This is a genomic window from Winogradskyella ludwigii, assembly GCF_013403985.1.
In the GTDB taxonomy this organism is placed as follows: domain Bacteria; phylum Bacteroidota; class Bacteroidia; order Flavobacteriales; family Flavobacteriaceae; genus Winogradskyella; species Winogradskyella ludwigii.
Map to the genome: position 1 here is coordinate 1 of NZ_JABFDF010000006.1, position 21,407 is coordinate 21,407.

A 21,407-nucleotide genomic window follows, 5' to 3' on the forward strand; every position below is an offset into this window, starting at 1 on the left:
TTCAATATGTTAATGAACTTTTCTTTACTTTCTCTTAACGTTGTTGCGCTAAGCGGGTGCAAATATAAAACCCTTTTAAGAACTAACACTACTTTATATCACTTTATTTTAATATATTTTTTAAGACTCTTAAAACCAATATTTTATAATCCATTTTATTCTAATTAGCCATCCTCCATAATCCATTATCTAAGAAAACTTATATATAAACCAGATATTGGGATGACCGAAACACTAGTTAAGTTCTCGCGTTAGCGGTAGTAGCGGCATCCTTTTTTGCGTTTTGATTACTTAATACTATATATAAAGACAATAGTATTACTAAAATAATCTCAAATTATAGTCCAACTAAAAAGATATAGCGGATGACGTGACTCTTTTGTTCCCTAAAAACAAAAGTGAAACGCTATAAAAAAACTCCTCTTATATTTATAGTTACTTCACTTTGACTATTCCTTATATAGGTATATCTTTGTAGGCTAAAATTTATACTATATATAATGATACAAATTACTCTACCAGATGGTTCGGTTAGGTCTTTCAAAAAAGATGTAACTCCTTATGAAGTGGCTGTAGACATTAGTGCAGGATTTGCGCGTAATGTTATTTCGGCAAAATTCAATGATACTGTTGTTGAAACCACCACTCCATTGACAACAGATGGTAGTCTTACTTTATATACTTTTAAAGATGACGCAGGTAAAAAAGCATTTTGGCATTCTTCTGCTCACGTTTTAGCTCAAGCATTAGAAGAACTTTATCCTGGTGTGAAGCTTTGGGTTGGACCTGCTATTGATAATGGCTTTTATTATGATGTTGATTTAGGTGAAGGCACAATTTCTGAGAAAGACTTTAAGTCTATTGAAAATAAAATGATAGAAATCGCTAGAGGTAAACACGATTTTAAATTGCGTGAGGTCTCTAAAGCAGATGCTTTGTCTTATTATAAAGGAAAAAATGATTATAAAGTTGACTTAATTGAAAATTTAGAAGATGGAACTATTAGTTTCTGTGATCATTCTACTTTTACAGATTTATGTCGTGGTGGCCATATACCTAATACAGGTATTATAAAAGCTGTTAAGATTTTGAGCGTTGCTGGTGCTTATTATAAAGGTGACGAAAACAACAAACAATTGACAAGAGTTTATGGGGTTTCGTTTCCTAAACAAAAAGAATTGACCGAATACCTTCATCTTTTAGAAGAAGCTAAGAAAAGAGATCATAGAAAATTAGGTAAAGAACTTGAACTTTTTGCTTTTTCGAAAAAAGTAGGTCAAGGTTTACCATTATGGTTACCAAAAGGTGCGGCCTTAAGAGAGCGTTTAGAAAACTTTTTAAAAGCTGCACAAAAGAAAGCTGGTTATGAAATGGTAGTTACACCACATATTGGACAGAAAGAGCTTTATGAAACTTCTGGGCATTATGCAAAATATGGTGCAGATAGTTTTCAGCCTATTACAACTCCTTCTGAAGGAGAAGAGTTCTTATTAAAACCTATGAATTGCCCACATCACTGTGAGATATACAACGTTAAACCTTTTTCTTACAAGGAATTACCAAAACGTTATGCAGAATTTGGTACGGTTTATAGATATGAACAAAGTGGTGAATTACATGGTTTAACGAGAGTTAGAGGTTTTACACAAGATGATGCTCATATTTTCTGTACTCCAGATCAACTTGATAGTGAATTTAAAGCTGTTATAGATTTAGTTCTTTATGTTTTTGGATCTTTAGGATTTGAAGATTTTACTGCACAGGTTTCTTTAAGAGACCCGGAAAACCCGGATAAGTATATTGGAAGTGATGAAAACTGGGAAAAAGCTGAAAAAGCAATTTTAAATGCTGCCATAGATAAAAAATTAAATTATGTTGTAGAAACAGGTGAAGCTGCTTTTTACGGACCTAAATTAGATTTTATGGTTAAAGATGCTTTAGGAAGACAGTGGCAATTAGGTACAATTCAAGTTGATTATAACCTACCTGAACGTTTTGATTTAACCTACAAAGGCAGTGACAATGAGATGCACAGGCCAGTTATGATTCATCGTGCTCCTTTTGGAAGTATGGAACGTTTTATAGCCATATTATTGGAACATACAGGTGGGAATTTCCCGCTTTGGTTAATGCCAGAACAGGTTATTATTATTTCAATAAGTGAGAAATATGAAAAATACGCCGAAAAAGTTTTAGTTTCGCTAGAAAATGACGAAATTCGCGCCCTTACAGACAATAGAAACGAAACAGTAGGTAAGAAAATTCGTGAAGCTGAAATGCAAAAGTTTCCGTATATGATTATTGTCGGTGAACAAGAAGAAAAAGATAATACAGTAACTGTGCGTCAACATGGTGGTGAAGACCTTGGCACAATTTCTGTAGAAGACTTTTCTAAAATAGTAAGAGACAAAGTGAATAAGAGTTTAAAGACTTTTATATAAAGAAAATAAGTTTAATTTAAATTACAGAAGCCATAGCAATTCGTAGAAACAGAAAGAATTATACAAGACGTGTATCTCAAGAAGATAAACACCGTATAAATTCTAAAATCAGATCTGAAGAAGTAAGACTAGTCGGAGATAATGTCGAAATAGGAGTTTATCCTGTTAAACAGGCTATATCAATAGCCGACGAACAAGGTTTAGATCTTGTAGAGATATCGCCAAATGCGAAACCTCCTGTTTGTAAAGTTATGGATTATAAAAAATTCCTTTACGAACAGAAGAAAAGAGAGAAAGCGTTAAAATCTAAAGCAACTAAAGTTGTTGTAAAAGAAATTCGTTTTGGTCCTCAAACTGATGACCATGATTACGAGTTTAAAAAGAAACACGCTGAAAAGTTCTTGAAAGAAGGTGCTAAATTAAAAGCATTTGTATTCTTTAAAGGACGTTCTATTGTTTTTAAAGAACAAGGACAAATTTTATTATTAAAATTAGCCCAAGATCTTGAAGAATATGGAAAGGTAGAACAAATGCCTAAACTTGAAGGAAAGCGAATGATTATGTTCATTGCACCTAAGAAAAAATAGCTTCGGCTATGTTCGGCTACATATTAATTTAGCTGATCATTTAACATCATACAAAAATCACTATAGCCAAACACTTTAGTGTATTTAAGATAATAAGCGAAACGTAAATTTAAAAGAGGAGAAAATGCCTAAAATGAAAACAAAATCAAGTGCCAAGAAACGTTTCAAACTAACTGGTACTGGTAAGATTAAAAGAAAGCACGCTTTTAAGAGTCATATTTTGACAAAAAAGTCTAAAAAGCGTAAGCTTGCGTTAACTCATGATGCTTTAGTACATAAAGCAGATGAGAACAATATTAAAACAATGTTACGTTTAAAGTAATACGGTTTTAATCGGTTAAAATAAATTACAAACCCTGGAGTTAGGCAAAACAATTTAGCAAGTACCAATTAAGGTCGCCTACTACAAAAAACAATTAAAAGAAATGCCAAGATCAGTAAATTCAGTAGCAAAAAGAGCCAGAAGAAAAAAGGTTCTTAAGCAAGCAAAAGGTTACTTCGGAAGACGTAAAAACGTTTGGACAGTAGCAAAAAATGCGGTTGACAAAGCGATGCAATACTCGTACAGAGACCGTAGAGTAAAAAAGAGAACATTCCGTTCGTTATGGATTATGCGTATTAACGCAGGTGCAAGACAACATGGAATGAGCTATTCAAAATTTATGGGAGGATTAAAAGCTAATAATATTGACTTGAATCGTAAGGTTCTTGCAGATTTAGCTATGAATCACCCAGAAGCTTTTGAAGCAGTAATAAACAAAGTAAAATAAGGCTTTTAGCCAAATTAATAACAACATTTCGCTTATAAAATCCGGTTCATTAATTTGAATCGGATTTTTTATTTTCACTATTTTAAAAACTCTAAAACTTATTTCAGATGAAAGATATCAAAATGGTAGTAACAGATATGGATGGCACGTTGCTAAATTCTAATCATGAAGTGAGCTCTAGATTCTTTACCGTTTTTAAAGAATTACTAGAACAAAACATATTATTTGTTGCTGCAAGTGGAAGACCTTATTACAGTATTGTAGATAAACTTAAACAAATTAAAGATGATATTATTGTTGTAGCAGAAAATGGTGGTCTAGTTATTAAAAATGAAAACGTAATACTATCTAATATTATTAATCCTAATCGTTTAGCTCAATTATATACGATAGTTAGTAATATCAAAGACACCTACCCTATTTTCTGCACCAAACATAAAGCTTATATGCTTAGAGCATCTGATGATTTGATAAAAACATTTTCAGAATACTATTGCTCTTATACCATCATTGATAGTTTTGATGAGATAAAAGACGACGTTATTAAAATTGCACTGTATCATGAAATCAATTCAGAAAAATATATCTTTCCTTTTCTTAAAGATCTACAGCCAGAACTTAGTGTCGTAGTTTCTGGAAACCATTGGGTAGATATCTCAGAATCCATATCTAATAAAGGTCATGCTATTACGATGTTACAAAAGCTCCTTAATATTAAGCCTTCAGAAACCATGGCTTTTGGTGATTATAATAACGATTTAGAACTATTAAAATGTGCAAAATACAGTTATGCCATGTCAAATGCACATGAAAACATAAAAGCTATTGCTAATTTTGAAACCAAGTCAAACGATCAATTTGGTGTAGAATTAATATTAGAGCACTTAGTTACCGAAAGCCGTAAGCACTAACTGTCGTCGACCTGCTCTATTTCTGTGCTCGCAGAGGTAAATACCTTGCCAAATTCCGAGATTCAATTTACCATTTGTAATAGGGATTTGAACCGAAACGCCCATTAAAGATGCTTTGATATGTGCTGGCATATCATCAGAGCCTTCAAAAGTATGGTTATAGTATGGTTGATTTTCTGGCACCATTTTATTAATATGACTTTCAAAATCTAATCTCACCGTTGGATCTGCATTTTCGTTTATTGTTAAACTTGCCGACGTATGTTTAATAAACACTTGTAATTGCCCAATTTTAATCTTACTAATTTCTGGAATTTCTCTTAAAACATGAGGTGTGATTAAATGAAAACCTCTCTGAAATGGATTTAGACTAATTGCTTTTTGAATAAATTGCATTAAGTTATTGCTTGTCTATTATTATTTTTCCGAAATTTCATCAATGGCACTTTTAAATTCGTCCCAATCAATTAAACCACTACCATCTTTATCGTAACCTTCTATTAGATTTGAAGATATCATACCGCGAATAAATCCGTTAATCTCTGCTTCTTTTAGTAGTTTAACTATTTCAGCTTTGTTTAGTTTTCCATCTCCATCTTTATCAAAAAATGCAAACGCTTCTTCTGGTGTATTAAAGTGATGTGTTATTAAGATTTGGATCTTGTTAAGTATGGTTTCTTTAGATAACATAAGTCTCGGGTTTTATTAAAAATAAGAAATAATACTGGCTTATATTCAAATATTAACAAACAAAAAAACCGTAACGTTGCTATGATTTTTTTTAAGGTGATTAAAATTTAGACCTTAATCTCTATTACCTAGATTTCACTTAACCACAGCTGATATATTTTAGGCTTAAATTTTGAGAATAGATTGTCTAACGTTCCACAAATTCAAAATCAACTTTTCACTTTACATATCTACATTTATAACTATGAAAACACTAAATTTTCAAATATTACAAGTAGCACTTAGAAAATTATATTTAGATATGAACTATACAAACAGTAAGACTAGAAATACTATTTTTTATATGTGAATGAAAGGATTACAAATAACACAATGACTTGAGTTGTTATAATTAAGATTTTATAATTTTTTCTATTCGCATTCCATTATCAGAATTAATTTCTAGAAAATAGATACCATCCAATAAATTTGAAACATCCACTGATTGCTTTATAGATTTTTTCTGTAGAACTTGTTTTCCTAAAATATCATATATTACAATATCTAAATCTTTACTATTTCGATTTGAAATAAACAATTGATCTGAAACCGGATTGGGATAAATTTTCAATGCAGCTAAACTTTGCTCTGGAGTTGATAAACTCACATTTCTATAGGTCGCTAAATAACCTGGATAATTCTCTAATTTTAGTTCTGTAAAATTAGCATTCATATTAATTGTAACTGAATTATTTGTATTCGCTGAAACTTGAGCAAAAAAGAGATTCTCGAAATTAACATCTTCTGAAGTATCGCAAAGTATAAGGGTTTGCGAAAAATTATTTGGGTATAGTGTATTTTCACTGGCATCATAAGAATAATCTCCACCAAAACCATTACAAGCTCCTAAACCTTCAAAAGTTAAATCATTATTAATCGTTAGAGAGGGTATAAAATCTGGTTGTACGTCTTCTATATCCCAAACTAATCCTTGTAGGTCTGCTTCTAATTGGTGCAAATACCAGGTACCATATAGATTAGAATCTTGGCCATTTACATTTTTCATAAATAAAATCGCACAAAAAATTAAAAGTATCCGGATGGTCGTTTTATATGTCAAAATATTAATTTCGCATTTAAATTACTGATTTTTAAGCAAAAAAAAATCATATAAAACAAGAACACTTTACGTTTTCTGCTTCTTCTTTTTAGCCGCAGGAAACAAGACATTATTTAAAATCAAACGGTAACCAGGAGACATAGGATGCAAATCTAATTCCGTTTTTGGATCTCCTACACGATGAGTATAATCCTCAGGATCGTGACCTCCATAAAACGTAAAGAAACCTTTTCCTTTAATGCCATGAATATATTTAGCTTCGCCATTGGTTCTGTTTTCTCCCATAACCAAAACATTAGATTTAATAAGATCTCTAGTAAATGACGTTGTTTGTCCCATAAACCCTTTAACCAAGGCTGTATGATTCTGAGTTAACATTGTAGGAATTGGATCCCATTTTGCAGAATACTCCATCAACGAAAAATAATCGGTTGTCTTGGGGATTTTTCTTTTCTGCGTCATATCTATAGACGAAAATTCATAAACATTAGGACTTCGCTCTAAGATAAAATCTTTGAATGCAAAGGTTTTAGAAAAATCAATTTTATTCTGATATCCAGGATCACTTCCATCACCATCAAACATAGGTTCACAAATATCTACACCTTCTGCAGATAAGGCAATATCAAAACTATCTGTTGCAGAACACATGGCAAAAATAAAACCACCACCAACAACATAATCTCTAATCTTTAATGATACAGCAAGTTTCTCTTCAGAGACTTTATTATAACCTAATCGTTTTGCTAAAGCCTCTGCTTTTTTCTTTTCTTCTATATACCAAGCTGCAGAGCGATAGGCTCTATAAAATTTACCATATTGACCTGTAAAATCTTCATGATGTAAATGCAACCAATCGTAAAGCAATAACTCGTCTTTTAAAACGTCTTCATCGTAAATGGTTTCATAGGGAATCTCAGCATACGTTAATACCATAGTTACGGCATCGTCCCAAGGTTGCTTTCCTGTAGGTGTATACACGGCAATTTTTGGTGCTTTTTCTAAAACAACAGCTTCTTGGTTTACTGCAGGACTCGCAATATCTTCTAGAATCTGAGCTGCTTTTGAATCTGAAATCACTTCAAAAGACACACCTCTAATTTGGCATTCGCGCTGAATAATTTCTGCATCTGGTAACAAAAAAGAACCACCTCGATAATTTAGTAACCACTTTACTTTTAGCTCTCTCTCTAAAGTCCAATAGGTAACTCCATATGCTTTTAAATGATTTTTTTGAGTTTCTGAATCCATAGGAATCAGAATGTAAGATGCATAGGCATTGACACTTAAGAAGAGTGTAAAGATTATAACAAATAAATTTTTCAAGACTATAGATTTAGAACGAAATATAACTAAATTTTAGGCTGTTTGGGCTGAATTTATAATTCTTTTAAGAGCTACTTTGAATGACAAAAATGCACAAATCTACATTTAAGCCTATTAATTGGTATTTTAATTCAGACTGTATTACGGTCTTTACCTTAAAATTTAGAAATTGCTTAAAGACTAATTAATCTTTGTTTCATTACCAGAAAGAATACTAGCAATGACTTTCGTTCCTTCAAATTGTTCTAAAATAATTTTAATAAAAACGGTTATTGGAATTGCCATTATTAAACCTGGAATGCCCCATAAAAAGCCCCAAAACATTAGCATTACTAAAACCGCTATTACATTTATAGAAAATGATTTTCCCATAAAAATAGGTTCTAAAACAGCTCCAAATGTAACTTGAACCATAGATATTGAAAAGATAAAAAAGAACAATGTGCTCGATGGATCTAGCTCTACAAAAGCAAAAATTGATAATAAGATTACTGAAATAAACGAACCAACCATTTGTACAAAATTAATGGCGAAGGCAAATAAACCCCAAAATATAGGAAAACTTACATCAAAAAACACGCACATTAATCCTGTAAACAGACCTGTTAATGCACTCACTAAAAATTTTACTTTAATAAATTTAATCAGATCAGTTTCAATCTTCATAAAGGTTTTAATAGACGTATGTTTTCGTTTTAATAATGTATTATTAAGTAATTTATGCACGTTAATAGATTCTGCCATCCATAGTACCACAAAGAAAACCGTCATTAACAATCCTGTTAAAAACGAATTTAAAAACCCAAGGGTTGAACCTAAATTTTCTTTCTGAAAAAACTGTCCTAAAAAGCTATGCTCTTCTTCAAATTCCATCCCAAAATTATCAAACAAATACACTTTTAAGTCTGCTAATTTAAATTCTGCTTTTGCTAAAAACTCAGTGTTATTTGCTAAAATTTGACGGCTAGAGAGTTGTACAAGTTCTATTCCTAACTTAAGACCTAATGCTACTAATAACAAAACAATAATGATACTAATAACTTTAGGTATTTTTCTACGGCCTAACCATCGCATTAATGGTAGAAACAATAATGCTATAAACATTGAAAAGATCAATGGGATAAATATAAACGACAATATCTTTAGTAAATAAAATACTAAAGGAACTGCTATAATTAACAGCAACACATTTGTTGTACGTCTTTCTTCTAACATGGGGCAATATTCTTTTTAAATAGCAACGTAAAGATAAGTTAAAATACAGTTTTCATTTCTAAAAAATGGTGTTAAAATGGCACACCATCATCTTCAGGTCCACCAAATGCATCAGAAGGCGACGGGAATTTATCTGGAGTAAAGGTATTATCGTTAGCAGCATCGTTCATTTTTGAATGAAATTCTGCCCCAAAAGGAGTATCAAAATCATCTAAATTATCAAACTTACCTAAATGACCAATAAACTTCAATCGTATATTTTCTAAACCACCATTTCTGTGTTTTGCGACAATAAACTCACCTTGTCCTTCGGTTGGAGAACGTTCTTCGTCATCCCATTCGTCAATCTTATAATATTCTGGTCTATAAATAAATGATACAATATCCGCATCCTGCTCAATTGCACCAGATTCACGTAAATCTGATAGTAATGGTCTTTTACTTCCTCCACGCGTTTCTACAGCACGCGATAATTGCGATAGTGCAATTACAGGAATACTTAATTCCTTTGCCAAAGCTTTTAAGTTACGTGAAATCATGGAAATTTCTTGTTCACGATTTCCTCCTTTTTGACTTCCACCAGCTGTCATTAACTGCAAGTAATCAATCATGATCATTTTTATTCCAAATTGCGAAGCTAGACGTCTTGCTTTTGCACGTAAATCGAAAATAGATAATGATGGTGTATCATCTATAAATAAAGGGGCTTGTTCTAAAGTTTTCACTTTTACGTTTAGTTGTTCCCATTCATGTTTTTCAAGTTTACCTGTTCTCAATTTTTCTGAAGACAGACCTGTTTCACTAGAAATTAAACGTGTTATTAATTGTACTGAAGACATCTCTAATGAGAAAAATGCCACTGGTGTATTGGTATTTACAGCTACATTACGTGCCATGGTTAACGTAAATGCTGTTTTCCCCATACCAGGACGAGCCGCTACAATAATTAAATCTGAAGGTTGCCATCCTGAGGTTAATTGATCTAATTTATCAAAACCAGAAGCTATACCACTCATGCCTTCTTTGTTAGACATCTCCTCAATTTTCTTTTTAGCTTGAATTACCAAACTCTGAGCAGATTCTGTAGATTTCTTAACGTTACCTTGGGTAACTTCGTATAGTTTGGCTTCTGCTGTATCTAAAAGATCAAAAACATCTTTAGTTTCATCATAAGCTTCTTCTATAATTTCACTTGAAATCTTAATTAAACTTCTTTGAATATATTTTTGAAGAATAATACGTGCATGAAACTCAATATGTGCAGAAGATGATACACGTTGCGTCAATGAAATAAGATAAAAATCGCCTCCAGCAGCATCTAACGTTTGATCTTTTTTAAGTTGACTAGAAACGGTTAATAAGTCAATTGGCTCACTGTTTTCGAATAACTTAAATATGGCTTCAAAAATGTGTTTATGAGATTCCTTATAAAAAGCACCTGGACTTAAAATGTCAATTACTTCATCGACACCTTTTTTATCAATCATCATTGCGCCAAGTACAACTTCCTCTAAATCAGTTGCTTGAGGCGGTATTTTTCCTTTTTCAAGATTAATAATTGTGCTTTTATCGACTTTGTAGCCTTGTACTGGATTGGGTTGTTTCATAAGTAACAAAAGTAGCTAAATAGTGCTGAAGAAATGTTGAAGCGTGCTTTACGATGTTAACATGTCCTCAACAATTTAACTGTTAATAACTCTAATATATTGTTAATAGTGCCAAAAAAAACCGAAGTTAAAACTTCAGTTTTTTTCAGTTTCCTATGTTTAGTGGACTTAGTCTTTATAGACTCCCATACTATCGTATTTTTCCATACGTTGATTCACTAAATCTTTTGGTGATAAGTTTTTAAGCTCTTCATAAGACTTTACAATGGCATTTTTTACAGCAGTAAACGTTTTGTTTCTGTCTGTATGCGCGCCACCTAGTGGTTCCTTGATTATAGCGTCTACAAGCTTCATACGTTTCATATCTTTTGCTGTTAGCTTAAGCGCTTCAGCAGCTTGTTCTTTATATTCCCAGCTTCTCCATAGTATTGAAGAACAAGATTCTGGTGAAATCACAGAATACCAAGTATTCTCTAACATCATTACGCGATCTCCGACTCCAATACCTAACGCTCCACCAGAAGCACCTTCACCTATAATAATAGTAATGATTGGTACTTTAAGACGTGCCATTTCTAAAATATTTCTAGCAATAGCTTCACCTTGTCCGCGTTCTTCTGCTTCCAAACCAGGATAAGCACCTGGAGTATCTATTAAGGTAACTACAGGAATCCCAAATTTCTCTGCAGATTTCATAAGTCGTAATGCTTTACGATAGCCCTCTGGATTAGACATTCCAAAATTACGATATTGTCTCGTTTTGGTATTGAATCCTTTTTGCTGACCAATAAACATATATGTTTGATCTCCAATTTTACCCAAACCACCAATCATGGCTTTATCGTCCTTTACATTTCTGTCTCCATGTAACTCTAACCAAGATTCACCACATAATGCGTTAATATGATCTAAAGTATAAGGTCTATTAGGATGACGTGATAATTGAACACGTTGCCATGGCGATATGTTTTTATAAATATCCTTTTTAGTTTCAGCAAGCTTTTTTTCAATTTGCTGACAAGTTTCAGAGACATCAACATCGCTTTCCTTGCCAATAATCTGACATTTATCTAGCTGATCTTCTAATTCTTTTATTGGTAATTCAAACTCTAAATATTCCATACAATTTGAAGTTAGTTTTATGTTTTGTTAGTTAATACAAACCTACGTATTCTTATTTAATTTTTAGAATTATTCAAATAAAAGTAGGTTGCCCTTGAATGGCTACAAAAATAGACTTTATAGAAGAAACTATAAAAGCTTTAATCGGTAATTTCACTCATGCTGCGTTTTCGTCTTTTATAATTTTTAAAAATAGCATCAAATAAAACAGTAACTAAAACAATACCAGCACCTATATAAAACTGAGGTGACATTTTTTCGCTCTCTGGAAAAAGAACCAAAGCGATCGCAATACCATAAACAGGCTCTAGATTATAACTTAAAATTACTGTAAAAGGGCTTATAAAACGCATAATTTCTACAGATCCTATAAATGCATAAGCCGTACAAATTGAAGCTAAGATGAATATATAAATCCAATCTGAATTTGAAAGCGTAAAGAACGCTACATTAAACGTTTTTCCTGATAAAAGTATAAATACAGTTAAAAATAAGACTCCACTTAAAAACTCGTAAAATGAAATTACTGTAGCATTATGGCGCTCAATAAAACGTCCATTTATTACCGCAAATAAGGTTGAAAACAATGCAGATAATAAGCCTAAGACAATACCATTAATATAGTCCATTCCGCTACTTGTTATTAAAAACACACCTAATACTACAATACTTCCAAAGATGATTTCATAACCTAAAATGCGCCGTTTAAAAAAGATAGGTTCTATAAATGAAGCGAAAAAAGCCCCTGAAGAAAACATAGCTAAAGCGATAGAAACGTTGGCTTGATTAATAGCTTCAAAAAAAGTAATCCAATGCAGTGCTATTATTACTCCTGCTGCAGAAAATTGCCAAAACGTTTTTCTATTAATCTTAATGTTTAGTTTTATAATTTTTATATAAACAAACATTAAAACTCCAGCAATTAGCATTCTATACCACACTAATTCTAATGCACCAATAGTAATTAACTCTCCTAAAATTGCCGTAAAACCAGCAATAAGAACTAAAAAATGAAGATGTAAATAGTGCTTAAGTTTAGCGTTTGGCATTTTGTAGCAGATATATAGCTAAAATACCAAATATTACATTAGGAAACCATACGGCAACCATAGCTGGAAAATTAGATTGTTCTGCCATGACACCAAAAATCTTATCGAAGAAGACGTAAATCATGGCAATAGCAATACCAAAAGCGAGATTAACTCCCATACCGCCTCGTCGTTTTACAGAAGATACCGCAACAGCAATAATAGTTAGAATAAATATTGAAACTGGTAAACTCCATTTTTTCAATTTTACAACCTCGTAACGCCCAATATTAGGAGAACCTCTTCGTTTTTCTGCTGCAATAAATCTTAGTAAATCTCCATAAGATTTTGTTTCTGCTGCATATTCAACAGGTGTTAAATCTTCCAACTCGAATGGAAAATTCACTAGCTTTCTGTTATCTTTTTCGACCGTTTCAATTCCATTTTCAAAAGACCGTTTTACATAAGTGGTAAGCCTATACAGACTATCTTTTTCCATGTAACGAATATTGTCTGCAAAGATCTTATACTTCAATTCGTTACCTTCAAAATGCTCATAAGTAAAATTTATACCCGATTGTGTTTTAGGAATAAAACTACTTACATAGATGTAATCATTATCATTAATCTGTTGGTAGACATCTCGGGTTTTTTGGACGGACTTATTCTTTTTTAAGTACTTAAATTTAAATTCATTAAAGCCTTGACTGGCAATTGGAGCTAAATACATTCCTAAAAAAAGCGCAAAAGCGGCGACAATACTTGCACCAATCATATAAGGTCTTAAAAATCTTGAAAACGAGACACCAGAACTTAAAAACGCTACAATTTCAGTATTATTAGCTAATTTGGAGGTGAACCAAATCACCGATAAAAATAGAAATAAAGGAAATAACAAGTTTGCAAAATAAACCGTAAAGTTTAAATAATATACCGCGATTTCTCCAAAAGGCACATTATTCTCTAGCATCTTACCTACTTTCTCTGCTAAATCTACTGTAATTCCGATAGGAACAAATAGTAATAACATCATTAGAAATGTTAATAAATACCGCTTTAATATGTACCAATCTAATATTTTCAATTTTCTTATTAAGTTGTTTAGTTGACTTTTATTATATTAGAATAACGAATCTTATAATCGGTTATCCATTTGTTTTACCATCATCTCTTTCCAGGTTCTAAAATCCCCTGCAATAATATGCTTTCTAGCTTCTCTAGTTAGCCAAAGGTAAAACCCAAGGTTGTGAATCGTTGCTATTTGCTTTCCCAATAATTCATTCACGGTAAATAAATGTCTTAAATAGGCTTTACTATATTCCGTATCTACAAACGTTATTGCCATCTCATCAATAGGAGAAAAATCATCTGCCCATTTCAAGTTTTTAATATTAATTGAACCATGTGCTGTAAACAACATTCCGTTTCTAGCATTTCGTGTTGGCATAACACAATCAAACATATCTACACCTAACGCTATATTTTCTAAAATATTGATTGGTGTACCAACGCCCATTAAATAACGTGGTTTATCTTCTGGTAAAATACTACACACCACATCTGTCATGGCATACATTTCTTCTGCTGGCTCACCTACTGAAAGTCCACCAATAGCATTTCCTTGTGCACCAACATTCGCGATGTATTCTGCAGACTGTTCACGTAAATCTTTATAACAACTCCCTTGAACAATTGGGAAAAACGTCTGTTCATAATCGTATTTAAACGGAGTCTTTTTTAAGTGCGTTAAACAACGTTCTAGCCAACGATGCGTCATATGCATAGAACGCTTAGCGTAATTAAAATCACAAGGGTATGGTGTACATTCATCAAAAGCCATAATGATATCTGCACCAATACTACGCTGTACCTCCATAACATTTTCTGGAGTAAAAACATGGTAACTCCCATCAATATGAGATTTAAACTTTACACCTTCTTCTTTAATTTTTCTATTGGCAGATAAAGAATATACCTGATAACCACCAGAATCGGTTAAAATGTTACGATCCCAATTCATAAATTTATGTAAACCTCCGGCTTGTTCTAAAATTGTAGTTTGAGGTCTTAAATAAAGGTGATATGTGTTTCCAAGAATAATATCTGGATTTATATCATTTTTTAATTCTCTTTGGTGTACTCCTTTTACAGAACCAACGGTTCCTACAGGCATAAAAATAGGCGTTTCTATAGTCCCATGATCTGTGGTAATAGTTCCTGCTCTTGCCTTTGTTTCCTTATCTTTTGCTACTCTTTGAAATTTCATGTGTTTATACGTATTGTTTTTCAGCGGACACATGTTTTTCAAAATTAATCATCCTTTTTGGCGTTAATAATTTCAGCATTGTCGTTTCTTGAAATATAAGTCTGACGGCAAATATAAATAACTCATTGGCATTCATTCTTAATTAAAAATAAAAATTGTTAGCAAATCCTATGATTCGTTAATAAATGGAAGCGCTCAACCTTTGAGAAACCTAGTTAAAAAGTTATTTTTGTGTTTTAAATATTTTTATATTAAACAACCTAGAGTTACAGTTTGTAAATCTAATCTTTCAAAATGAAAGATAAAATGAGAAACCACACAGCAGAGCTATCGTGGATAATTTATATATTAAACTTAAGCAATACAACATGCCAAACATTGAAGAATTAAACGATTTTACAACTCAAGTTCGTAGAGATATTTTGCGAATGGTACATAAGGTGAATTCTGGTCATCCAGGAGGATCATTAGGCTGCGCCGAATTTTTTGTTTCACTTTACCAAGAGGTATTAGAAACCAAAGACGATTTTGATATGGATGGTATAGGAGAAGATTTATTCTTTCTTTCTAACGGACACATCTCTCCGGTTTACTACAGTACATTAGCAAGATCTGGTTATTTCCCTGTAGAAGAACTAAACACATTTAGACTTATTAATTCGCGTTTACAAGGTCACCCAACAACACATGAAGGTTTACCAGGAATACGAATAGCTTCTGGTTCTTTAGGTCAAGGAATGTCTGTTGCACTTGGTGCTGCACAAGCAAAAAAACTGAATAAAGATAACCACTTGGTTTATAGTCTTCATGGTGATGGTGAATTGCAAGAAGGACAAAATTGGGAAGCCATAATGTATGCTTCTGCTAAAAAGGTAGACAACCTTATTTCTACTATTGATTTGAATAAACAACAAATTGATGGTGCTACAGACGATGTTTTACCAATGGGAAGCATTAGAGCTAAATTTGAAGCTTTTGGATGGATTGTTTTAGATATTGAAGAAGGTAATAATGTTGAAGCTATACTTAAAGGTCTAGAGGAAGCTAAATCTTTAACAGGACAAGGAAAACCAGTTTGTGTTTTACTACATACTGTAATGGGTAATGGTGTCGATTTTATGATGCATACACACGCGTGGCATGGTAAAGCTCCAAACGACGAGCAATTAGCAAACGGTTTAGCTCAAAATCCTGAGACTTTAGGAGATTATTAATTATCAATCAAAAGAAAAAATGAAAACATACACATATACAGAAAAGAAAGATACAAGAAGTGGTTTTGGTGCTGGTCTAGCAGAACTTGGTAGAACAAACCCAAACGTTGTTGCTTTATGCGCAGATCTTATTGGTTCTTTAAAGATGAACGAATTTATTGATGAAAATCCAGAACGTTTTTTTCAAATAGGAATTGCAGAAGCTAACATGATGGGCATTGCTGCTGGTTTAACTATTGGAGGAAAAATTCCTTTTACTGGTACTTTTGCTAATTTCTCTACAGGTAGAGTTTACGATCAAATTCGTCAATCTATTGCTTATTCTAATAAAAACGTAAAAATATGTGCTTCTCATGCTGGATTAACCCTAGGTGAAGATGGAGCAACACACCAAATATTAGAAGATATAGGTTTAATGAAAATGTTACCTGGTATGGTTGTTATTAATCCTTGTGATTATAATCAAACTAAGGCAGCAACAATTGCTATTGCAGATTATGATGGACCTGTTTATTTAAGATTTGGTCGTCCTTCTGTTCCAATTTTTACACCTGCAGATCAGAAATTTGAAATAGGAAAAGCAGTTCAATTAACTGAAGGAACTGATGTTACTATTGTGGCTACAGGGCATTTGGTATGGGAAGCTTTAGAGGCCTCAAAAACACTGCAAGAAGCTGGTATTTCTGCAGAAGTCATTAACATTCATACTATAAAACCTTTAGATGATAAAGCGATTTTAGACTCTGTTGCAAAAACAGGATGTATTGTTACAGCAGAAGAGCACAACCACCTTGGAGGTCTTGGAGAAAGTGTTGCTAGAGTTTTAGCACTGCACCATCCTACTCCTCAAGAATTTATTGCAACCAACGATACATTTGGAGAATCTGGAACACCTGCACAACTCATGGATAAGTATGGTTTAAACAGAGGCGCAATTGTAAATGCTGCTAAAAAAGTATTGAAAAGAAAATAATTTTGATTTGGCATCGTTTTTGGATGTAGGAACCTAATCTTAAAAAACGAATATTATGAATAATTTGAAAAAATCAATTGTTGCTAGTGCATTTTTTGCTTTTGTTGGATTTACAGCCTCAGCTCAGAATGGAGATTCTTTTGGAATTAAAGGTGGTTTAAATTATAGTGCCAATGGTGACTATTTTGAATCTGCTAGTGAAGCTAGAAGCTCTGACCGCAACATTGGTTACCATATTGGTGTTTTTGGAAAAATTGGAAACAGACTATACTTAAGACCTGAGCTCGTTTATACAGCAACAAAAAGTGATTATGCCAGTGATGAGTTTTCAATTAAGAAAATTGATGCACCTATATTAGTTGGTGTTAAAATATTAGGTCCTCTTAGTGTTTTCGCAGGACCTTCTTTTCAATATATTTTAGACACCGATTTTGATGGTATAACTATTAATGATTTTGAAGAAGATTTTTCTGTTGGATTAAATTTTGGATTTGCACTAAGCTTTAAGAGTATTGGGATAGACCTAAGATACGAAAGAGGTTTCAATCATAACGAAGCTACTTTTATTGACACTAATATAAGTACTGGTGCTTTAAATAGAATTGATGCAAGACCAGATCAATTAATTCTTAGCTTAGCGATTGCTTTATAAGAAGAGCAAATAAAATTTTAAACAAAAGAAAACCCGCTCAATGAGCGGGTTTTCTTTTTACTTATATCTTTAATCTCTATTTTATTGCTTATTCATTATAATCAATAGTAATGTTTTCATCTAAATAATCTGGTGTACCGTCATTATTAAAATCAGCAATAGTAACCGTTTTTATAGTAATAATACCTTCAACTTCTGTCCTACTTCTTACAAACTCATTTGCTGCAATTGTTGGTTCTACACCTGGAGGCGTTGTAGTAGTATCGACTATATATGTATTAGGTATTAATTCACTAAGTGTTGAAACACCATCTGCATCATCATCAGAATCTATAAAATTCACAAACCCATCTTCATCTGTATCATCATTTGTTATATCCAAATCATTGTCTAAATCTTCAAGATAAGAAGGAATGCCGTCATTATCATGATCTTCAACTTCAAATTGTAATAATTCGAATTTAAAAATAAGATTATCATAAGAAGATCCTGTACTAGTTCCTGAAAAATAACATAAACCAGAAGGCATAAACATTACGCCTAAACCAAAGTTATTAAAATCAACGATACCATTACCATTGTCATTAATATCAAAACCTGACGCCGCATTAAACATTGGAAAAACAACTTGCCATGCTTTAATCACAGAAGTTGATATACCATTAGATTGTAGGTTAAAATTAACTGGAGTAACGCTAGAATCAAAGACTTCATTGGTTCCTGATAACGCATCATTAACAGAAGTTCCTTCATACCTTACACGAACTATATCTGTAAATGCAGGCGAGTCTCCTCCGCCTTGATTTAAGTTTAGTACGTAATACTCATAACTCACATCCAAATATTCTGTTGTATAAGTATCAACAGCATCTAATAATAATGTATTATTTGTTGGATCTGGTAATGCTAAATAATTCCCTTCGTCATCCTTAGGTAATTCTGTAATATCAATATCTGTGTATTTATGATTTAAACCTGTATCAAAATCACTAGAATTATAATAGTGCGTTGATAAATACAATAGTATAGAGTCTTTATCTTTAACTTGTTGTTCTGTTCTATCTTCTTCAACAAAAACAAAATCATCGTCATCATCATCATTTTTACAAGAGATCATAACGGTAATTAGAGCCATTAATAAGAGACTAAATTTTAGAGTTTTAATTTTCATAGAAATTTATATTGAACGTATTAAACCACCACAGTTGTCATACGAAGTTCATTATTGCTTATTTTTAAGCCGCAAGATACAATAATATAATATTTTTGCACTACAACATTAACGTAGTTTTTAGCTAAAAAGATATGCGAATTGATAAATATTTATGGTGTGTACGTTATTACAAAACACGAAGCATTGCTACTAAGGCATGCAAAAAAGGACAGGTAAAAGTTAATGGCGCTGCTGTAAAACCATCGCGAGAAGTTTTCCCTACAGATAAAATAGAACTAAGAAAAGATCAAATTATTTACCAGCTTACAGTTAATGATTTGCCTCCAAATCGTGTTGGAGCAAAACTAGTAGATTTATATAGAGTAGATACAACTCCTAAATCTGCTTTTGAAGCTAAAGAGCTTTTAAAATACAGTAAAGACTATTATCGAAAAAAAGGTACAGGACGACCAACTAAAAAAGACAGACGTGATATTGATGATTTTCGTGATGATGACGAAGAAGAATAATCTATAGAATTATAAACCATTCAATATCATGTTTTAATTATGATTGAAATTAATAAAGCTTATTGGGAAAATAGGTATACTAATCATCAAATTGGTTGGGATATTGGCTACATATCAACTCCGCTTAAATCCTATATTGACCAAATAGAAGATAAATCTTTAAAGATTTTAATTCCTGGTGCTGGTAATAGTTATGAGGCAGAGTATTTATGGAATAATGGTTTTAAAAATGTATATGTTTTAGATTTTGCACACCAACCTCTAAAACATTTAAAACATCGCATACCAAATTTCCCAGAAGACCAACTCTTAAATATAGATTTTTTTGAGTTAGATAATCAATTTGATCTCATCTTTGAACAAACATTTTTCTGTGCTCTTAATCCTAATTTAAGAAGCCGTTACGTAAAACAAATGCATCATCTATTGCAACCCAAAGGGAAACTTGTTGGTCTATTATTTGATTTTGAATTAACAGAAAAAGGACCACCTTTTGGAGGGAATCTACTTGAATACCGATCACTATTTCAATCTGCTTTTAAAATAAAAACGTTAGAACCTTCAATTAATTCTATAAAAGAAAGACAAGGTAAAGAACTGTTTTTTATATTTGAATGCCCATAATGGGTATTTGAGAGACATTGCTTATTAACAGCATAATTAGTTAAGCAATCAACCTGTCGCTAATGATAAATCATAATTTTGTAAAGAAAACCTATGGCACTTACTAAGAACACTATTTTAAGTCATAAAGAAATTGAGCACAAAATAAAACGTATTGCGTATCAAATTTATGAGAGTAACGTTAATGAGACAGAGCTTATAATAGCGGGTATTGAAAGCAATGGTTATCTTCTTGCTAAAAAAATTAAATTAAGCTTAGATAAGATTTCTCCAATAGAATCTACGTTGTGTAAAGTCACCATTAATAAGTTAGAACCTACAACACCGATAAAAACATCTATATCTAAAGAAGATTATTCCAATAAATCATTAGTACTTATAGATGACGTTTTAAATTCAGGAAGTACTTTAATATATGGTATTAAGCATTTTTTAGATGTACCATTAAAACAATTTAAAACAGCTGTACTAGTTAACCGTAATCATAAAAAATACCCTGTAAAAGCAGATTTTAAAGGTATTTCGCTTTCTACATCTTTATTTGAGCATGTTCACGTAAACTTATCTAAGCAACCTTACGAAGCTTATTTAGATTAAGTGTGTTAAAAGGTCTTTGAGAATTTCTTCTTTAGTTTTATGATCTGTGCTTAAAACGGTTTGTGCTTTATTATAATAGTAAGAACGTTCAAATAAATGTTTACCGGTAAACTCTAACAACTCTTCTTCTGTATTTAAGTGACTAATTAAAGGTCGTTTTGCTCTCTCTCTAAACAAACGTGTAGCTAATAGTGACACTGAAAGCTTTAGATAAAAGCTCTTTACGTTGGCATTATCAATCAATAAATCCATGTTCTTTCCGTAACATGGAGTACCACCTCCTAGCGCAAGAACTATATTTTCAGAAGAATTTAAGACCTCTTCCATGTATTTAGTTTCTATTTTTCTAAAATAGATTTCCCCTTTGGTTCTAAATATGTCACTAATAGATGCCTTTTCTTGGTCAGAAATATAATCATCTAAATCTAAAAAACTGTAACTTAGAGATGTAGCTAATTCCTTGCCAATAGTTGATTTTCCTGAGCCCATATACCCTATTAAAACTATAATCATAATGCTTATAAATTGATTATTAAACCCATAGGTTTGTTCACAACAAAAAAACAAAAAAAATATTAAAAAAGTGTTGTTAATTTAAAGAA

23 protein-coding genes are annotated in these 21,407 nt (G+C 32.1%); 11 read left to right on the plus strand and 12 right to left on the minus strand.

Translation table 11 applies throughout. From position 1 onward, the window contains the following. The first annotated feature begins 500 nt into the window (after window positions 1-500). The 5 genes from thrS (at window position 501) to HM981_RS13835 (ending at window position 4,709) form a co-directional block, all read left to right on the plus strand. Entirely contained in the window at window positions 501-2,441 is a 1,941-nt protein-coding gene (gene thrS / locus HM981_RS13815) for a threonine--tRNA ligase (RefSeq protein ID WP_179339400.1), read from the plus strand. A 38-nt stretch (window positions 2,442-2,479) separates the two neighbouring features. Beyond that, a complete protein-coding gene (gene infC, locus HM981_RS13820) occupies window positions 2,480-3,028 on the plus strand; it encodes a translation initiation factor IF-3 (RefSeq protein ID WP_179339658.1) in 549 nt (182 codons plus the stop codon). A 124-nt stretch (window positions 3,029-3,152) separates the two neighbouring features. Further along, the gene (gene rpmI, locus HM981_RS13825; RefSeq protein WP_115818017.1) at window positions 3,153-3,350 is read left to right on the plus strand and encodes a 50S ribosomal protein L35; all 198 of its coding nucleotides are present in this window, start codon (window positions 3,153-3,155) and stop codon (window positions 3,348-3,350) included. Window positions 3,351-3,453: 103 nt separating this feature from the next. Beyond that, the gene (gene rplT, locus HM981_RS13830) at window positions 3,454-3,798 is read left to right on the plus strand and encodes a 50S ribosomal protein L20 (protein ID WP_179339401.1); all 345 of its coding nucleotides are present in this window, start codon (window positions 3,454-3,456) and stop codon (window positions 3,796-3,798) included. A gap of 107 nt (window positions 3,799-3,905) precedes the next feature. Then, window positions 3,906-4,709 carry an HAD family hydrolase gene (locus HM981_RS13835; RefSeq protein ID WP_179339402.1) on the plus strand — a complete coding sequence of 268 codons (804 nt, stop codon included), beginning with the start codon at window positions 3,906-3,908 and terminating at the stop codon, window positions 4,707-4,709. Here the strand turns inward: HM981_RS13835 and HM981_RS13840 are convergent. From HM981_RS13840 to tgt, 10 genes are all read right to left on the minus strand, one after another. Next, window positions 4,683-5,105 (minus strand): secondary thiamine-phosphate synthase enzyme YjbQ, encoded by a 423-nt coding sequence (locus HM981_RS13840; protein WP_179339403.1) that lies wholly within the window; start codon window positions 5,103-5,105, stop codon window positions 4,683-4,685. The two genes, HM981_RS13835 and HM981_RS13840, sit on opposite strands and share 27 nt — an antisense overlap. Before the next feature lie 21 nt (window positions 5,106-5,126). Next, entirely contained in the window at window positions 5,127-5,399 is a 273-nt protein-coding gene (locus HM981_RS13845) for an EF-hand domain-containing protein (RefSeq protein ID WP_179339404.1), read from the minus strand. 391 nt (window positions 5,400-5,790) lie between these two features. Beyond that, window positions 5,791-6,444, minus strand: a complete 654-nt coding sequence (locus HM981_RS13850) for a T9SS type A sorting domain-containing protein (RefSeq protein ID WP_179339405.1) — start codon at window positions 6,442-6,444, stop codon at window positions 5,791-5,793. Between the two features lie 120 nt (window positions 6,445-6,564). Beyond that, window positions 6,565-7,749, minus strand: coding sequence for an asparagine synthetase B (locus HM981_RS13855; protein ID WP_179339659.1), 1,185 nt, complete (start codon window positions 7,747-7,749; stop codon window positions 6,565-6,567). A gap of 255 nt (window positions 7,750-8,004) precedes the next feature. Further along, window positions 8,005-9,039 (minus strand): AI-2E family transporter, encoded by a 1,035-nt coding sequence (locus HM981_RS13860; RefSeq protein ID WP_179339406.1) that lies wholly within the window; start codon window positions 9,037-9,039, stop codon window positions 8,005-8,007. A gap of 71 nt (window positions 9,040-9,110) precedes the next feature. Beyond that, the gene (gene dnaB / locus HM981_RS13865; RefSeq protein WP_179339407.1) at window positions 9,111-10,646 is read right to left on the minus strand and encodes a replicative DNA helicase; all 1,536 of its coding nucleotides are present in this window, start codon (window positions 10,644-10,646) and stop codon (window positions 9,111-9,113) included. Between the two features lie 168 nt (window positions 10,647-10,814). Beyond that, a complete protein-coding gene (locus HM981_RS13870; RefSeq protein ID WP_179339408.1) occupies window positions 10,815-11,768 on the minus strand; it encodes an acetyl-CoA carboxylase carboxyltransferase subunit alpha in 954 nt (317 codons plus the stop codon). A gap of 140 nt (window positions 11,769-11,908) precedes the next feature. After that, window positions 11,909-12,817, minus strand: a complete 909-nt coding sequence (locus HM981_RS13875; RefSeq protein ID WP_179339409.1) for a DMT family transporter — start codon at window positions 12,815-12,817, stop codon at window positions 11,909-11,911. Beyond that, window positions 12,804-13,826, minus strand: a complete 1,023-nt coding sequence (locus tag HM981_RS13880) for an LptF/LptG family permease (RefSeq protein ID WP_246286297.1) — start codon at window positions 13,824-13,826, stop codon at window positions 12,804-12,806. Before HM981_RS13880 ends, HM981_RS13875 begins: the two co-directional genes overlap by 14 nt. A gap of 105 nt (window positions 13,827-13,931) precedes the next feature. Continuing rightward, window positions 13,932-15,062: a tRNA guanosine(34) transglycosylase Tgt gene (gene tgt / locus HM981_RS13885; protein ID WP_179339411.1), complete on the minus strand. Its 1,131-nt coding sequence runs from the start codon at window positions 15,060-15,062 to the stop codon at window positions 13,932-13,934. 368 nt (window positions 15,063-15,430) lie between these two features. On the opposite strand from tgt, the gene HM981_RS13890 reads away from it, so the two are divergent. From HM981_RS13890 to HM981_RS13900, 3 genes are all read left to right on the plus strand, one after another. Beyond that, window positions 15,431-16,276, plus strand: coding sequence for a transketolase (locus HM981_RS13890; RefSeq protein WP_179339412.1), 846 nt, complete (start codon window positions 15,431-15,433; stop codon window positions 16,274-16,276). A gap of 19 nt (window positions 16,277-16,295) precedes the next feature. Beyond that, complete coding sequence (locus HM981_RS13895; protein ID WP_179339413.1) at window positions 16,296-17,249, plus strand: transketolase family protein; 954 nt, start codon at window positions 16,296-16,298, stop codon at window positions 17,247-17,249. A gap of 64 nt (window positions 17,250-17,313) precedes the next feature. Further along, entirely contained in the window at window positions 17,314-17,901 is a 588-nt protein-coding gene (locus tag HM981_RS13900; protein ID WP_449489496.1) for an outer membrane beta-barrel protein, read from the plus strand. Window positions 17,902-17,989: 88 nt separating this feature from the next. Here HM981_RS13900 and HM981_RS13905 read toward each other — a convergent pair whose 3' ends face one another. After that, window positions 17,990-19,072 carry an FKBP-type peptidyl-prolyl cis-trans isomerase gene (locus HM981_RS13905; protein ID WP_179339415.1) on the minus strand — a complete coding sequence of 361 codons (1,083 nt, stop codon included), beginning with the start codon at window positions 19,070-19,072 and terminating at the stop codon, window positions 17,990-17,992. A 134-nt stretch (window positions 19,073-19,206) separates the two neighbouring features. On the opposite strand from HM981_RS13905, the gene HM981_RS13910 reads away from it, so the two are divergent. The 3 genes from HM981_RS13910 to HM981_RS13920 all read left to right on the plus strand — a co-directional run bounded on the left by HM981_RS13910 (window position 19,207) and on the right by HM981_RS13920 (window position 20,805). Further along, window positions 19,207-19,584, plus strand: a complete 378-nt coding sequence (locus tag HM981_RS13910) for an RNA-binding S4 domain-containing protein (RefSeq protein WP_179339416.1) — start codon at window positions 19,207-19,209, stop codon at window positions 19,582-19,584. Between the two features lie 39 nt (window positions 19,585-19,623). Then, window positions 19,624-20,208: a methyltransferase domain-containing protein gene (locus tag HM981_RS13915; RefSeq protein WP_179339417.1), complete on the plus strand. Its 585-nt coding sequence runs from the start codon at window positions 19,624-19,626 to the stop codon at window positions 20,206-20,208. A 93-nt stretch (window positions 20,209-20,301) separates the two neighbouring features. After that, on the plus strand, window positions 20,302-20,805 hold the full coding sequence (locus HM981_RS13920) for a phosphoribosyltransferase family protein (RefSeq protein WP_179339418.1): 504 nt from the start codon (window positions 20,302-20,304) through the stop codon (window positions 20,803-20,805). Here HM981_RS13920 and HM981_RS13925 read toward each other — a convergent pair. Next, window positions 20,797-21,318, minus strand: a complete 522-nt coding sequence (locus tag HM981_RS13925; RefSeq protein WP_179339419.1) for a shikimate kinase — start codon at window positions 21,316-21,318, stop codon at window positions 20,797-20,799. The genes HM981_RS13920 and HM981_RS13925 overlap by 9 nt on opposite strands. Between the last annotated feature and the right edge of the window lie 89 nt (window positions 21,319-21,407).

Bases quoted from the DNA above. Each gene is read 5' to 3' on its own strand.
- thrS (WP_179339400.1), top strand. From the start codon at position 501: ATGATACAAATTACTCTACCAGATGGTTCGGTTAGGTCTTTCAAAAAA.
- rpmI (WP_115818017.1), top strand. From the start codon at position 3,153: ATGCCTAAAATGAAAACAAAATCAAGTGCCAAGAAACGTTTCAAACTA.
- rplT (WP_179339401.1), top strand. From the start codon at position 3,454: ATGCCAAGATCAGTAAATTCAGTAGCAAAAAGAGCCAGAAGAAAAAAG.
- HM981_RS13835 (WP_179339402.1), top strand. From the start codon at position 3,906: ATGAAAGATATCAAAATGGTAGTAACAGATATGGATGGCACGTTGCTA.
- HM981_RS13840 (WP_179339403.1), bottom strand. From the start codon at position 5,105: ATGCAATTTATTCAAAAAGCAATTAGTCTAAATCCATTTCAGAGAGGT.
- HM981_RS13845 (WP_179339404.1), bottom strand. From the start codon at position 5,399: ATGTTATCTAAAGAAACCATACTTAACAAGATCCAAATCTTAATAACA.
- HM981_RS13850 (WP_179339405.1), bottom strand. From the start codon at position 6,444: ATGAAAAATGTAAATGGCCAAGATTCTAATCTATATGGTACCTGGTAT.
- HM981_RS13855 (WP_179339659.1), bottom strand. From the start codon at position 7,749: ATGGATTCAGAAACTCAAAAAAATCATTTAAAAGCATATGGAGTTACC.
- HM981_RS13860 (WP_179339406.1), bottom strand. From the start codon at position 9,039: ATGTTAGAAGAAAGACGTACAACAAATGTGTTGCTGTTAATTATAGCA.
- dnaB (WP_179339407.1), bottom strand. From the start codon at position 10,646: ATGAAACAACCCAATCCAGTACAAGGCTACAAAGTCGATAAAAGCACA.
- HM981_RS13870 (WP_179339408.1), bottom strand. From the start codon at position 11,768: ATGGAATATTTAGAGTTTGAATTACCAATAAAAGAATTAGAAGATCAG.
- HM981_RS13875 (WP_179339409.1), bottom strand. From the start codon at position 12,817: ATGCCAAACGCTAAACTTAAGCACTATTTACATCTTCATTTTTTAGTT.
- HM981_RS13880 (WP_246286297.1), bottom strand. From the start codon at position 13,826: ATGTTATTACTATTTGTTCCTATCGGAATTACAGTAGATTTAGCAGAG.
- tgt (WP_179339411.1), bottom strand. From the start codon at position 15,062: ATGAAATTTCAAAGAGTAGCAAAAGATAAGGAAACAAAGGCAAGAGCA.
- HM981_RS13890 (WP_179339412.1), top strand. From the start codon at position 15,431: ATGCCAAACATTGAAGAATTAAACGATTTTACAACTCAAGTTCGTAGA.
- HM981_RS13895 (WP_179339413.1), top strand. From the start codon at position 16,296: ATGAAAACATACACATATACAGAAAAGAAAGATACAAGAAGTGGTTTT.
- HM981_RS13905 (WP_179339415.1), bottom strand. From the start codon at position 19,072: ATGAAAATTAAAACTCTAAAATTTAGTCTCTTATTAATGGCTCTAATT.
- HM981_RS13910 (WP_179339416.1), top strand. From the start codon at position 19,207: ATGCGAATTGATAAATATTTATGGTGTGTACGTTATTACAAAACACGA.
- HM981_RS13915 (WP_179339417.1), top strand. From the start codon at position 19,624: ATGATTGAAATTAATAAAGCTTATTGGGAAAATAGGTATACTAATCAT.
- HM981_RS13920 (WP_179339418.1), top strand. From the start codon at position 20,302: ATGGCACTTACTAAGAACACTATTTTAAGTCATAAAGAAATTGAGCAC.
- HM981_RS13925 (WP_179339419.1), bottom strand. From the start codon at position 21,318: ATGATTATAGTTTTAATAGGGTATATGGGCTCAGGAAAATCAACTATT.